This is a genomic window from Mycobacterium sp. NGS54 (assembly GCF_059812465.1).
This window is the reverse complement of the sequence record NZ_JCALCS010000002.1, coordinates 609,857-623,066: the sequence shown is the minus strand read 5'-3', so window position 1 is coordinate 623,066 and position 13,210 is coordinate 609,857. Positions and strand designations below refer to the sequence as shown.

The following is a 13,210-nucleotide window of genomic DNA, read 5'->3' as shown; positions in this document are numbered from 1 at the left end:
GCATGAGAACCCGCCCAGCAAAGTGATTCGTCGCGGATCACCAGTGGACTTTGGGGCATTGATCACCAATTTAGAAGGTAGTGCGTGAGCCACCCGATTGAAGCCGGGATTGATTCCCTTGTCACCTCGGGATGGGACGCCGTCGTAAGCGGCATTTCCGGGGTTGGCGGGGAGATAACTTCCGGCATTTCCCAGCTGTCGAGCCTCACCCAAGAGGCTGTCATCGTCCTCAAGCAGGCCGAGATCGAGGCCAATGAAGTTTTAGGCCAGATCCTTGCCCTTGTCTTCGATGGCCTGCGAAATGGCGTGTCTCTCGCTTTAGCCATCATCGAAGCGGTAGCGGTAAAACTATTCGACCTGATCCCCGGCTTTAGTACGGTCGAAGAGGCCTTGGGCGCAATCTCCCAGGTGCCGGCACTCGGCGAACTAACCCACGCCCTGACGGGTGTTGTGGGTGGTGGGATTTCCGATATCCAGGCGTGGGCATCCGATTTGAGCGCCACGATAGACGGCGTTGTCATGGAAATCGTCAATGGCTGGAAAACCGTGCTGAACGCGCTACATCTGCCCGATCCGCTCGCCCTGATACAGCAGATACCCGGCTCGATCCCCGCCCTGGTCCGTGACGCAGAGGGCGGCTTGAGTGCAGTCGGCAGCGGGCTCACCCGGGACGCCGAAGGGGGCATTAATTTCGTCGAGGACGGCCTGACCCATCTGGTCAAGCAGGCCGATGGGGCGATTCTGTCGCTGCCGCAGATCGTCGAGCACATAGTCCATGCCGCCACCATCATCGCCCCGGCGCCCGATGGCGGCGTGGCTGATGTGATGCAGGCCGGGCAGACGGCGCACACCGCCCTCACAAGCGCGATCGAACAGGCCGGGGCCACCGTCGAGAACGACATCGTTGCGGGGGCTACGCAGTTGGGCGTGGTCGTTGATACGGCGAAGTCGAATGCCATCGACATTGGGACCGCTATAGAAAGCGCGGTGGCCGGTACGTCGGCCGAGCTGGGGGCTGTTGGCTCACAGGTGCAGACTGCGTTTTCCGGACTCTTGAGCTCGGCCCAGCAGGGCATCACGGGGGCCGTTAACAGCGGCGTCCAGGTGGCCTCGACCGACATCCAAAACGCGCTGGGGCAGCTCACCGGAACCGTCGGCAGCGCCCAACAGCAGATCGCGGACCTGTTGGCCCGGCTACAGCCGAGACCCCCTGCCGCTGTTGTCGGCGGCCCAGCCCCCGAACCAATCACGCTGGGATGGGGTAGTCCATGGACGCTGAGCGGCAGCGCGTCGGCATCGGTCGGCGTCACGGAGCAGGGATACACGTGGATCGACTCGGGCAACTCCGCCCGCGTCTGCACCGGCATCCGCAACGACGAACAGACCACGACGGCCTACCAAAGCATTCGGTTCTTGTTGAGCACCCTCATGGAGTCGCCTCTCTCGGGCGGATCGGACATCTGCGGCAACTCACTGCTCTTCCGGGTGGATTCCATCTCCAACCCTCAAAACTACGGTGAGCTTCGGTTCTATTTCGACCGAATTGAGTTGTGGGGCTACACCTCTGGGGTCGGCACACTGTTGAAAACGTGGACGATAACCCCGGCGTGGGGCGTCACCTACTCCCTCGACTGCGGGACCGCCAGCGGGTTGGACTACTACCTGTTGAAAGCCAACGGGATTCCGTTGGACGCGGAGTTTCACGACGCGCTCGGGAAGATCAACACCGCAAACACCTACGGCGGGCAACGGATGTATTCCGCCGCGCGCGGATCTGGGGAATCGACACCGGGCGTCGTCGGATACTGGAAGCTCTCGGACAACCCGCCGACTCAGAAGGTTGGGTCGGGGTTCAAGGTGTGCCGGATCAACACGACCGGGGTCAGCTTCCCTTCGGGCGCCTCTGGCATCCCGGCCAACTTCTACGACACCGTAGACCGGATGACGCCCGACTTCACTTGGGACGCTTCGCAATCCCAAATTACGGTCAGGGACGAGGGCTGGTATCAGTTCACGATCGCGCTGCCGTTCCTGGCGTCCAACGGGACGTACAACATCTACGGTGGGGTGGCGGTGGCCATCTCCGTGGACGGGGTGATCGACTCGATCGGCGGCCCGCCCGGCAACTCGGTCAACGCGGTCTACGCGATCCAGGCGACGCCAGGGACTTTCGGCAACATCTCGGCGGTCAACTACCAGACCCAGCAGGTCGGCCCGACCGGTGTGTTCTGGACTTCGCCTCCGACCTACTGCCAGGCGGGATCGCAGGTAGTTCCCGTGTACCTGTCGGGTGCAGGGTTGACGATCTCGGGTGGCTACGGAACACAGACCGCGTTCGAGCGGACAACGCAGTGGTTCGCAGGAGCCAAGCTAGGACAGGTAGTCGTATGAATCAGTGGCCGATGACTCCTCCGACGCTGGCAAGTGACGTAGAACCGGACTTTGAGCTGCCAGAAGTCCCGCCAGACGCGAATGGAACAGCTCCGGCGGCCCCATCATCGTGATACTCAGTCGCCAGCCCAATAGCGTCGTAATTTGGGCATGAAAAAGCCCCGCTTGTCGATACACGAACCGACAACAGCGAGGCGCAAGGCTTCCCGGCTTATGCGCGACAAGAAATCGCGCGGGGTGTGGGTGCTACAACATTTCAGATATCCCGATCGGGACGGAGCGGAGCTTCAACGCAAGCTACTTGAGCCAGAGCGCGGCTAGCACAACCGCTATCAGGACGATGAGTCGCCGCATTGGCCGCTCGCTTGGGCACAGCACCGCCGTGGAGAACAGCGGTGCATACTTTATGGCCACAACCGCCAAAAGCATGGCAGCGTCGTGGGTCATAGGAACCTCCTGTGTGACGGTGGGGACGGTGCCGACCGTTACGGGGGCACAAAAAAAGCCGGGGAATCCCGGCTTGGTGGACGAACCCGGCGGTACGTCCTTCACTGCGGTTGAAACAGTGAAGTCTTGTCCCGGCAGACCTTAGCGACGAGGCATGCCGGGGAATCATGAGCGCCAGGTAGACGCAACGGAGAGGGAATCGCGACAGCGATTTAGGCCGCGTACCTGCCAAAAGGCAAAAGGGGACTAGACGATTAGTGGTTCACGGTACCGCAGAAGGACCTCATCACCTGTAAACGACACGCGCTAGACCGCATTTTGGGTAGGGGAACTACTCGCATTTTGTCCGGCCAAGGTAGCACCCACGTGCGGAAGGTCGGCGTATCGACCCGCAATCTCAGCTTGGGAACCGACTATCAGAGGTGCTCATTGCTGAGCCGGGCTCCTACATGGTTAGCCATTCCGAAGCTCAGCTCACCATTCCGACAAGTTCGGACTTCCGCCAGACGGGCCGCCAGTAGGTGTCTGCTTCGATCTCGCGTTGGCGCCGCATAGCTTCGAACTCATCTAATTCCCGTTGGCGCTCGTAAGCTTTCAGCTCTGCTTCGTGGATTGCTTCGTTCAGCCGAGCTAACGCATCTCCGGGGCTGAGGATCGGGATGCCCAGTTTGCGCGCGGACGCATGTCGAGATTCTTGGACGTCAGGCGTCGTAGTGGCGAGCCACTGAACGGTTTTCGTGACATTCACCGCCAGCTTCGCCCCATAGGATTCGGCACGTGCGCGTAGCGCGACGATCTCCGTGTCATCGCCCACGATGGCGATTCGAAGCCCGCGCAAGTACCTTGCCTCGGGAGGCGGTTCTGGCTCTGAGCATTCGGCAATGACCGCGTTGAGCTTCTTCGCGAGGTCGGCGAGTCCGAGAGCGTCGGCCAGTAGATACATCTCCCTACGCCGTACCGGTGTCAAAGCAGACCAGGGCACATCCTTCTCGTTCGCGAAGGCAGTGTCCCAAGCCTGTCGATGAAGCTGCCGAAGTTGCGTGCCGGTCAGACCTGTCGCCATGGCTAATCGAGTCAAATCAGAAGCCTCTTGCATAGTCAGTCGGCTGTCTTCGACCGATGTGTTGAGTAGCCGTTTGTAGTCTTGGACGGCTTGTGCGTTTCCCTTGCGGGGCTTCGGTGACTGCGGAAACGATGCCAGAAGATCGTCCATCGAGGCGCGTACGAGGGGCACTGGGCGACAACGGATCTGACAGGTCTCAGGTACTACCAAGGGCGGACCACCGCGCGGGTCTCGGGTGAAGTACATAGCAGAGGGGGCTTTGCGTAGAAGCCACAGCAGAACTTCTTTCACAGCCCGCGCGTCACCCAACGCTGTGTGCCTGTCGTGGGCCCATTCACCGGTCGCAGTTTTGTACATCGCCGGCAAGCTGAAGGCCCTGCCGTCGAGGTGATTGCGGCATGTATCGAGCGTGCAGACACCGATTACACGGGGCAGGGGAATTCCCGCCCGTAGTGCGGCCGCGGACAAAAACCCGTCCTCGAATGAGAAGTTATGGCCGACAAGGACAGTCCCGGACATGAACGCGAACACCTCCGGGAGCACGACTTCGATCCGCGGTGCACCCACCAGATCGGCATCACGGATGTGGTGGATGGCGACGGCTTCGGGGCTCGAGCCAGGATTATTTACCAGCGTCGCGAACTCATCGATTGTTCTCCCGTCTGCGGAGAACTTGACCAGCCCAACCTCAACGATTCGGTCAATATCGGGGTCCAACCCGGTTGTTTCGAGGTCCACAACTGTGAACGTGACGTTAGTGGTCGGAAAAGGCGTGACCGTGCGAGTGAGACGAACGCAGGGAATGGATGGTTGGCGGCGCCGACCCATCGCTGCTGGCGGAATACCAACAGGTGGGCGGATAGGTGGTTGCGGCCATGCAACGTCGGTGTTGGACTTCGGGGCGTTTCGCCGAGACTTGCTAACGATCCAACCCACAAGCGCCGCGGCCAAGAATCCAAGCCAAAGGACTTCGAAGACCCACCCGACGACTGATCGGGCGGCGGACGGGTTGTCAGCACCCATGTGTACGGCGAGATAGGTACCGAGCCAGTAAGGCCACGCCAATGTGCAGAACCCTAGCGCCAAAAGCAAGACAACAGCGCCACCTCCCGAGGATGACGAGTTGTGCTTGCGCCGCGATGAGCTTGCCGACACTTAGAGACCCTCAATCTTGTGATCCGCGAAGCCTGTTTCCGCGCAAAACGGTATCCGCGGGCGCTGGAAGATTCGCCGAAAACAAGCGTGTTCATCTGCGCAATCAGGATAGACAGACAGCCGCCACATCGGACGCCTAAATCGCTTTACCGGCGACACACCGAATGACATGCTTGTAGTTGCCATTATTCGAATTCTGATGTGTCGCCCAAGGACCAAGCCGTGAAGGTTGAGCAACTGTTCGTAGAGACGCTCATCGACATCAGGCAGAAGCTTGACAACAACCCCACCGAGTACCAATTGCTCAGAGTCTCTGGACTCCTACGTCAAATCTTGCTCGAAAACCTTCTTGACGATGCCTGTGCTGCGACCTCATTGGAGGCCAAGTTCCGGGTCGTCGAGCCGCAGCCACATCGACCCTCGGCCGAGTCAGACGCGGCATGGGCAGCGATGCATACCGCCCATCCCGAGATTGAGCGCGTAACCGTCGGCGCAGCCATGCGCGGCGGTCTAATGAGTGGCGAACCTTCCGTACCGGGGGATCAAGTGCTCGAACTAACGCGGACGGATTTCCTAGCTCACCCCATCGGCCTCACGTTGAATGATGTTCAATACTCCGTTGAGAGTGTTCTGCGTGTAGCGGCCAATAGTCTTGGCGGCACACACAATGACGGCTTGCCCAACCGAAACAGGGCTGCCGAGCAACTCCGTCAGTACATGGAATCCGGCGAGAACACTTGGTTTGGCCGATCCATGCCTTCGGCATTTGTCTTTGAGATAGCCCTCTGCACGTTACGAACATGCCAACCACTGGCCGACGAACTCACTCGGCTTGGTCTGTACGCGCCTGCAGCAAGTGAGTGGGCATGGGACGGCACCGGCCAAGCGACGTCAGCCAGCCTTAGTGCGTCACCAGCAGGAACCAACATCGTTGTAGAAGTACACCCCATTCCGTAGGCACCACAGTTCGACCTCCGCGGCGCCCGTCGTGTGGATCGCCATCTACTACGACCACGCCGCAATTGTTCACCGGCTCTCTTGCCCGCCCGGCCAAGGCGGCGCGGCCCGGCTGAACGGCCCAGCCTCGATGCCTGAGTACTGGCGCTGGACCAGATACGTAGTAACCGCTTCCGGATCAAGCACGAGCACAGGCTTGGCGTCTAGGTCGAAGGGGTCACTCACTTCATCATTAGCTGGGTCGCCAAGCGTGGCGCAGTCCGACCGACCGAAGAAGAGGACGTAGGTACGTTTCTTGGTCTGTGCGCTCGGTAGCGCGATCCCGTTGAGCTTCGGCTCGGACACCCATCGCAGATACTCGGTCAACAGCTGCGTTGGGGCGTACTCCACATGCTGTCGGTCGTCAGGGATCACCGGCGCGGTGATGTAACTGACAAAAGATGAGAGAAACCGGCCCATCCGTGCGTGATCACGCTTCTCTAGGCAAAACGGAGATATTGCTCTGGGCGACATCGTCAGATCCAAGATTCGAAGTTCACGTGCGTTTGTGAACTTCCCGATGACAGCTAGAGGCTCAACACCGTGACCAGCGATTTCGGCCAACGCCGTTTGTGGGTCGCCGGACGCATAGAAGAGGGCGACGCCTGCGGGCGACATCCGATTCGCGGCCTTCGCCCTTTCCGGCGGAGCCGGCCCGAGGTCATGACTGTGCCGCTTGATGTCTGTCGCGTCCTCGCACAAGCGGCCGCGGTAGAACTCTGTCCCGGCAGGCACCTGCTTGACGAGGCCTAAGTCCGACGTCACGTACAGAAGGACCGAATTTAGGAAGTCGGCCAGCCGGCCCGGCGGATCGGCGGGTGAGCCGAGTCCGACAACCATTCGAGACTGGTGCATCGCAGTTTGCATGAACTGGTTCCAGGCATATTCCACGCCGCTTGTGTCAGCGTCCGCAAACCACGAAGTCCACGAGATTCCGTATCCAATATTTGAGCTGATCAGCTCGATGATGTCATCGTTGTAAGCGTCCTCGAACGCGCCGTCAGCCAGGTCGGAAACGACCTCCCACGTGTCCATCTGCGGTCCAACAAGCGAACCGTCCTCGCTGTCCCACGGCAGCACGGAGGTCGCGTCTGCATAAAAGTGGTGCACCGTTTCGGTCAAAACATCCATGAGCTGCTCAATTGGAACCGCGAACGGCGCACTCGTACGTGCGGGCGTCTTGCCGCAGACAAGACAGTCGTGTTCGCTGACAAACTTTTCAAGGCGTTGCGCGAGACACGCATCGGTCACGTGTCTAAGACAAAGGCTCACGAATTAATCGAAGCATGTGCGGCTACGCCGTCGCGCGCCCCCTTAGGGGTCCACGCGTGTCTCAAATCTAAAGTAATGAGACGATCTCCCTAGGTGTCGTTGGGCGGCGGGAAGTCCCATGTGGTGGTGTCGCAAAAGTTGCCTCAAAACTAGGGTCTCAATACTTGCGCTTCTGAGACTTTTGAGACACAATTGAGGTATGACCACTGCTACCGCCCCAACGGGTGTTCAGATCGGTTACGCCCGAGTCTCGACCGGCCACCAGTCGCTCGATCAACAGCTTGATGCGCTCACCGCGGCCGGGATTGACCCGAAGCGCGTCTACAGTGACAAGCTGTCGGGAACGTCAACGCGCGAGCAGCGGCCCGGACTCGCCGCACTGCTGGATTACGCCCGACCGGGCGACGCAATCGTTGTGGTCGGGATCGACCGGCTTGGGCGCAACGCTGCCGAGGTGATGGCGACCATTCGTGACCTGGGGCAGCGGGATATCGTGCTCCGTTCACTTCGTGAGGGGATCGACACGGCGAATGCCACAGGTCGGATGGTAGCCGGGGTTTTGGCCAGCCTGGCTGAGCTTGAGTTAGAGCTTGGTCGGGAGCGTCGGTCGGCTGCTCGTGAGGCACGTCGGGCGCGGGGTCAGCACATTGGGCGTCCCAAGGCGCTCGACAAGTCAAAGTCGGATTTAGCGCGGCGGATGCAAGCTAGCGGAGAGGCGGTGAGCACTATCGCCACGACGCTGGGCGTCAGTCGAGCGACGGTATACCGGGTACTTGCGGAGCAGACTGAGGCCGGTGACTAACCGCCCCTCCGCTCCACCATCCGTGTCTGAATAGTTTGTCGGTCCGCACCTATCTCTCCGTCGGGCGGCCCGTCGTAACCTGATCACCGTGTGCCCCGTCGGTGATCCAGCCCGCTTTGCGCATGTTCGGTGGATGGTGCGCTCGCCGGTGCGGGGTCATCTGTAGTGACTACCGCGGAAGGCGAGGGGGATGAACAGTGGCATGCCAATGCGCGCGCAGTGGCCAGAAATGCGATAGCGGCGGCGCAAGCTGCCGAGCTGACAGTCACGCCCGAGGTACGGGACATCGTCGAGGCTCGCGGGGGAGCAATGGCTCTTCTCGACTCTTGTATCAAGACCGAGAGCTCACTCACGGACAAGATGCTTCTCATCCGGAAGCGATCCGACGACGCCGTAACGGTTATTGCGAGGATTTTCGACGTACTTCGCTATACCGCGGTGATCTCCGATGAAGACTACTGGCATGCGGGAACCCTCATATGCGAGGCGCTGACTACTGCTGGCTACCTGCACGTCGTTCAATGCACCGGATGGGAGGCAACGGGCTACAGGGGCAGAAACGAGCGCCTAGCATCGCCCAACGGGGACCGCTTTGAGCTGCAGATACATACCCCGGCCTCGCTACAAGCCACCGTGTTCACGCACGAGTGGTACGAAGCGATACGTCACCGGGACACTCCGTGGGCATTGCGGTCGTATTACCGGCAACTGCGGGATCATTCCTACGCTCAAGTACCCATACCACCCGATACCCCCGTCCTCTAACCTGAGAGTCTAGGGAAGGAAGGCCGAGACCCATGCAGTACTACACAGACGGACTCGACAGCCTTATCCGTGTGGACACAGATGCACCCCGCGGGTCGCAAGAGTTCTTTTTCGCCAAGGCGGAAATACTTGATACTGACGGAATCTGGTACCAACAGGGGCACCTTACGAGCGAAATTCTTGACAGCGGTTACTACCGATCCGCTACGGCAGACGAGGTGGGCCGAATCATCTCAGCGACGATCCCAACTCCCGCTGAGCTAAACGGTCGACTGGTGTTCGCCCATACCTTCAGTTCGACCGAAGAGGTCACGCTCGATGATGAGGATTTGTTGGTCGGCTCTGCACGACGACTGAGTGCATGAGTGAAGCCGCGGAGTCTGCTCACGTCCGGATTGTCCTCGCTGACTACGGAGTTGAACAACACGGCAAGGTGACCCTAGTTGGCGCAGGAATCACCATTTTCGGCGTGAATCCGGATACTGGATTGACTGCACCGTTTGTCGCCTGGGCAACCGTCACCTTCGCTCCGAACTTCGTTGGTTACAGCCCCGCGGTTGAGCTCTCGCTCGAAACCAGTGACGGAACGCTCGTAGAACTTGCAGGTGCGCCAAATGCGGCCGACGACCAAGCAAAACGGCTCCCGGTGCGAGTCGCGAGTTTCGATCCGCTGGGGTCTACCGAGTTGCGAGGCTTCGAGATCCCTGCCAATGTCATCCGACCAAAGGCGCAGATACTGCTCTTATTCCAAACTGGGATAAAGCTCGACGCCGGCCAGTTGTACCGGTGGCGCGTGACCGTGGACGGTGTCACACACGACCGCTGGACTGAACCGATGTATATCCCGACGGTTAGTGCCCCGCCGGCCGTCGACTAGAACTTGCTCTCTCAGGTCTGAGCTAAGGTCTGGCGTTCGGTCGCCTAACCGCCCTGTCCGCGCTCGTACTCCATCACATCGGCCACCGCCTGTTCGACCGAGATGTCGCCCATGCGAATCTGGTCCAACAACATTGGCCGGTCATCCCTGCACCGCCCGTACCATAGGCGGAGCTTGGCGCCCTGTGGCGTCAGGCCCGCAGCAGCAAGTCGGATTACCTCGCGGGGCGGCAGCACCATGTCTGGGAAGGCCCTGACCCAGCCGACGATTATCTCGTCGCTGAGTAGTACTCCTTGCTCAAAACATTGCTTGGCCCATTCGGTTTGTCGTTGGCGCGCCGTGGCGAGTTCGTCGGCGAAGATCACACCAGTGGGGCGTTTCGGGGCGTAATTCCATTCGACGATCTGGTCTGCTAGTGCTTTGACTACCTTCGGGAGAGGAGCGTCGCCTGGGCGCCATCCGCGCTCCTTCTTGCGTGGCCGGCGCGATGGTGTCACGGAGAAGTTGACAGTTGGCGTTGAAGGATGGCCCGTATTACTCGCGAGCTTGTCACGTAGCCGTTGCAGTTGCTCATCTCGTGCCAAGCCCGTTGCCGGGGTGCTCCCTACTTCGCGGTGCTTCTGATTGCGAAATCGTTCACGTATTTGGTTGGCAGCGTGTTCTCGCACACCACTATCAGGTCCGAGCGTTAGTTCGTGCATCTCGGTGAGCGCCGTCAGCACGTCGCTCACATCGACGTCGCATTCGGCGGCCAGCTCGCGCGCGGTAATCATGCGGCTCCAATCTGCCGCGCTCAGTCTATGGCTTGTGGCCGACACGTACGTGCTTCGAAACGTCGTCAGACTGGCGCATGTCGACGGCATCCGCGATAAGGAGGGTCACTGGTGAACTGGTACGACAAGGCGGTCCAAGCGGCGAATCGGATCGATGAGGCCCATGTCTCGCCGTGGAAGCTAGCGAGCACCTACGCGCTGCTATCCATCGCCCAAAGCACGATGACGCGGAATCCCGCGGCCGGGGTTGCGAGGTCGATCGAGAGTCAGTCGGCCTCATTGCCTGTCCACGGGTTCGACGAAATCCTTGGGACGGCCGAAGTCTCCGCGATCACCAAGATCCCGATCGGCACGCTGCGATACCTCCGATACTCCGGTACCGGCCCCAAATCATTCAGGCTGGGTAGACGGGTGAAGTACCGGCGTGAAGATGTTGAGAAATGGCTGGAAGAAGCGCGTAGGCGAGGTTAGTCCAGGCCATGAGACCGGGCGCTGAGCGATTCGTCAGGTTTGTCGGAGAAGCCCGGACGCAGTCCGTTCCACCGGCAGACGCCACCGTGGTGAGAACAGGTCCCGCTCCTATGTTGGCTGTGGGATTCGCTGCCATCGCAACAAACAGCGGTCGGATTGTTTGGGTTCTGGTCGGGCCTTTCGACACAGGTTCCGTAGCTGTTCTCGTAGTAGCCGGGCGGGCAGTTGGCCAGCGGCCGCGGTACATCATTTGGATGTGGGATCGGTCCCAGGCTGGCGCCTGCGGTCGAGGGGACAGCAATAGCGGCTGCCATGACCGCTCCTATTAGCACACGAAACATCGTTGTTCCTTGCGTAAGCGCTGCTAAGACGCCGAATAGCTTAGGCACATCGATAGGGACGGAGTGGTCGTTTTCGCGCATCTCGGCGTCGTGGTCACCAAGACGAATATCCTCAGCTAACGCGTCAGCCCTTAACGGTGCATCACCTGACCGAACCTCAGCTAACGATATTCGCAATGCCCTGACCAGCGACAATGGGTTTCACCCCATACGAGACCCCAAAGGCACAGGTCAGAAGGTCGCCACTCCTGAGACAGGTGGCACAGATAACCCCAACTAGTTTCGTTATCGGGGCAAATTAGGCATCCAGCTATCCATGCAGGTCAGTCCACTAATTCGGCCGGTTGATCGAGTGTTGGCAAAGCCGTCCTATTGCCTGGGGGTGGTCCCCTTCAAGGGCGCGAGGGCTGACACCGATGCAAAGCCGGGTTTCCCCAACTGTGCGCGCCAGGGTTTTTCGGCAGAATCACAATTAACCATCGAACGGACAATAGCGTGCGTAATTCAAAAGCGATTAGGACTTGCGGTAAACAGAACTGCGATCGTCCGTTTTATGCAAAAGACCTGTGCAAGAGCTGTTACAACCTGTCGCTTCGGGCCAAAGGGAAATGCCCGCCGAGTCTGTGCCAAGCGAAGGGTTGCGACCGTACGGCCTGGTCGGGGAAGTTTTGCGGCACCCACTACGCCCGTATGCGAGAGGGAAGAATGGATGTTCCGATTCGCCGGCATAATTACCAGGGCTGCGATATCGAAGGATGCGACAATCCCCACTACGCGCGGGGAATGTGCCAGGACCATTACAAAAAACCTTCATCGGAAAATGGTTATGCCGGGAACAACTTGAAGGCAAAGTACGGAATTGACGCGGATGAGCGTGACGCGTTAATCGCAGCGCAGGACGGTTTGTGTGCGATCTGCGAAGATCCCCCTGCTGAGGGGAAAATCCTCGAAGTCGACCACGACCACTCCCACTGCGGTGGCCCGAGGAAGGGCTGTCGGCGGTGTGTGCGGGGAATGCTATGCCGGAGGTGCAACTATCGTGTCGGACGCATTGACGACATTAAAGACGCCGAGTGGGTGCAAAAGGCACGGGCATATCTGGCCAACCCCCCTGCCGGTGCCGTGATTGAAAGACCCAGAACGGGACGAACGCCGTTGGGACTATCATGTTTTTAGCGACCCGCCTCACTCCCCATTTGGCGGGTCGTTTTCATGTCGCTAAGGCGCGACGCGCCTAATCTCGTCGCACGCACGGATCAACTTTTGGGCCAGCTCCAACGCCTCATCGGGGAACAGCTCCCACCCCATCCCCGGCGCGACCTTTTTGGGAACCGAGACGTACACCATCTCGTCGCCAAACGTGCCGTCCGGATACTGCTGCACGTAGGGCTGGACGCCGTCTAGCGGGGGCCCGTAGATTTCCCGCCCGCTGTCACTCCATTCCTCGTCAGTGTCCCAACCCCGGGGGAGCGGGACGTGGGCCAGTCGTGCGTTCATCCGGTTCCGCTCGACCTGGGTGCGTACGAGGGTGTCGATTAGCTCGCGCTGGTCCTCGGTGAGCTGGTCGTACGAGACGGCTTCTGCTGTGGTCATTTGTGTCTCCTTATATACGGTTACCCCGAGGAGCTATTGCATGCTTATTGCATGACCACTGATGAGTAGTTCTAACTACAGTATCTGAGCTGCAAGAACTCTGGTGCGCGATACTGGGATTGAACCAGTGACCTCTTCCGTGTCAGGGAAGCGCTCTCCCGCTGAGCTAATCGCGCCTGGGGACAAAACTTGGAGGTGGAGACGGGAATCGAACCCGTGTGCACGGCTTTGCAGGCCGTTGCCTCACCACTCGGCCACTCCACC

Annotated in this window: 13 protein-coding genes and 2 tRNA genes; 8 read left to right on the top strand and 7 right to left on the bottom strand. The window is 59.8% G+C overall.

Annotated elements, in window-relative coordinates:
* Positions 1-84: 84 nt before the first annotated feature.
* On the top strand, positions 85-2,391 hold the full coding sequence (locus AC5Y5E_RS07620; RefSeq protein WP_499902368.1) for a DUF7257 domain-containing protein: 2,307 nt from the start codon (positions 85-87) through the stop codon (positions 2,389-2,391).
* A gap of 916 nt (positions 2,392-3,307) precedes the next feature.
* Here AC5Y5E_RS07620 and AC5Y5E_RS07615 read toward each other — a convergent pair.
* Positions 3,308-4,639 (bottom strand): exonuclease domain-containing protein, encoded by a 1,332-nt coding sequence (locus AC5Y5E_RS07615; protein WP_499902367.1) that lies wholly within the window; start codon positions 4,637-4,639, stop codon positions 3,308-3,310.
* A gap of 639 nt (positions 4,640-5,278) precedes the next feature.
* Between AC5Y5E_RS07615 and AC5Y5E_RS07610 the strand changes: the two genes are divergently transcribed.
* Positions 5,279-6,013, top strand: coding sequence for a hypothetical protein (locus AC5Y5E_RS07610; protein ID WP_499902366.1), 735 nt, complete (start codon positions 5,279-5,281; stop codon positions 6,011-6,013).
* 69 nt (positions 6,014-6,082) lie between these two features.
* On the opposite strand, the gene AC5Y5E_RS07605 is transcribed toward AC5Y5E_RS07610, so the two are convergent.
* Positions 6,083-7,303 (bottom strand): HEPN-associated N-terminal domain-containing protein, encoded by a 1,221-nt coding sequence (locus AC5Y5E_RS07605; RefSeq protein WP_499902365.1) that lies wholly within the window; start codon positions 7,301-7,303, stop codon positions 6,083-6,085.
* 220 nt (positions 7,304-7,523) lie between these two features.
* On the opposite strand from AC5Y5E_RS07605, the gene AC5Y5E_RS07600 reads away from it, so the two are divergent.
* The 4 genes from AC5Y5E_RS07600 to AC5Y5E_RS07585 all read left to right on the top strand — a co-directional run bounded on the left by AC5Y5E_RS07600 (position 7,524) and on the right by AC5Y5E_RS07585 (position 9,768).
* Positions 7,524-8,126 carry a recombinase family protein gene (locus tag AC5Y5E_RS07600; RefSeq protein ID WP_499902364.1) on the top strand — a complete coding sequence of 201 codons (603 nt, stop codon included), beginning with the start codon at positions 7,524-7,526 and terminating at the stop codon, positions 8,124-8,126.
* Positions 8,127-8,345: 219 nt separating this feature from the next.
* Complete coding sequence (locus AC5Y5E_RS07595) at positions 8,346-8,891, top strand: hypothetical protein (protein ID WP_499902363.1); 546 nt, start codon at positions 8,346-8,348, stop codon at positions 8,889-8,891.
* A gap of 32 nt (positions 8,892-8,923) precedes the next feature.
* Positions 8,924-9,256 carry a hypothetical protein gene (locus AC5Y5E_RS07590; protein ID WP_499902362.1) on the top strand — a complete coding sequence of 111 codons (333 nt, stop codon included), beginning with the start codon at positions 8,924-8,926 and terminating at the stop codon, positions 9,254-9,256.
* Complete coding sequence (locus AC5Y5E_RS07585) at positions 9,253-9,768, top strand: hypothetical protein (protein WP_499902361.1); 516 nt, start codon at positions 9,253-9,255, stop codon at positions 9,766-9,768. The genes AC5Y5E_RS07590 and AC5Y5E_RS07585 overlap by 4 nt, the downstream gene beginning before the upstream one ends.
* Positions 9,769-9,812: 44 nt before the next feature.
* Here AC5Y5E_RS07585 and AC5Y5E_RS07580 read toward each other — a convergent pair whose 3' ends face one another.
* Positions 9,813-10,541 carry a hypothetical protein gene (locus AC5Y5E_RS07580; RefSeq protein ID WP_499902360.1) on the bottom strand — a complete coding sequence of 243 codons (729 nt, stop codon included), beginning with the start codon at positions 10,539-10,541 and terminating at the stop codon, positions 9,813-9,815.
* A 111-nt stretch (positions 10,542-10,652) separates the two neighbouring features.
* Between AC5Y5E_RS07580 and AC5Y5E_RS07575 the strand changes: the two genes are divergently transcribed.
* The gene (locus tag AC5Y5E_RS07575) at positions 10,653-11,012 is read left to right on the top strand and encodes a helix-turn-helix transcriptional regulator (RefSeq protein ID WP_499902359.1); all 360 of its coding nucleotides are present in this window, start codon (positions 10,653-10,655) and stop codon (positions 11,010-11,012) included.
* On the opposite strand, the gene AC5Y5E_RS07570 is transcribed toward AC5Y5E_RS07575, so the two are convergent.
* The gene (locus AC5Y5E_RS07570; RefSeq protein WP_499902358.1) at positions 11,009-11,326 is read right to left on the bottom strand and encodes a DUF3761 domain-containing protein; all 318 of its coding nucleotides are present in this window, start codon (positions 11,324-11,326) and stop codon (positions 11,009-11,011) included. The genes AC5Y5E_RS07575 and AC5Y5E_RS07570 overlap by 4 nt on opposite strands.
* A 717-nt stretch (positions 11,327-12,043) precedes the next feature.
* On the opposite strand from AC5Y5E_RS07570, the gene AC5Y5E_RS07565 reads away from it, so the two are divergent.
* On the top strand, positions 12,044-12,529 hold the full coding sequence (locus AC5Y5E_RS07565) for an endonuclease domain-containing protein (protein WP_499902357.1): 486 nt from the start codon (positions 12,044-12,046) through the stop codon (positions 12,527-12,529).
* A 42-nt stretch (positions 12,530-12,571) separates the two neighbouring features.
* On the opposite strand, the gene AC5Y5E_RS07560 is transcribed toward AC5Y5E_RS07565, so the two are convergent.
* From AC5Y5E_RS07560 to AC5Y5E_RS07550, 3 genes are all read right to left on the bottom strand, one after another.
* Positions 12,572-12,946, bottom strand: coding sequence for a hypothetical protein (locus AC5Y5E_RS07560; RefSeq protein WP_499902356.1), 375 nt, complete (start codon positions 12,944-12,946; stop codon positions 12,572-12,574).
* A 101-nt stretch (positions 12,947-13,047) separates the two neighbouring features.
* Positions 13,048-13,122: transfer RNA gene (locus AC5Y5E_RS07555), tRNA-Val, on the bottom strand.
* 14 nt (positions 13,123-13,136) lie between these two features.
* Positions 13,137-13,210 (bottom strand) — tRNA-Cys (locus AC5Y5E_RS07550).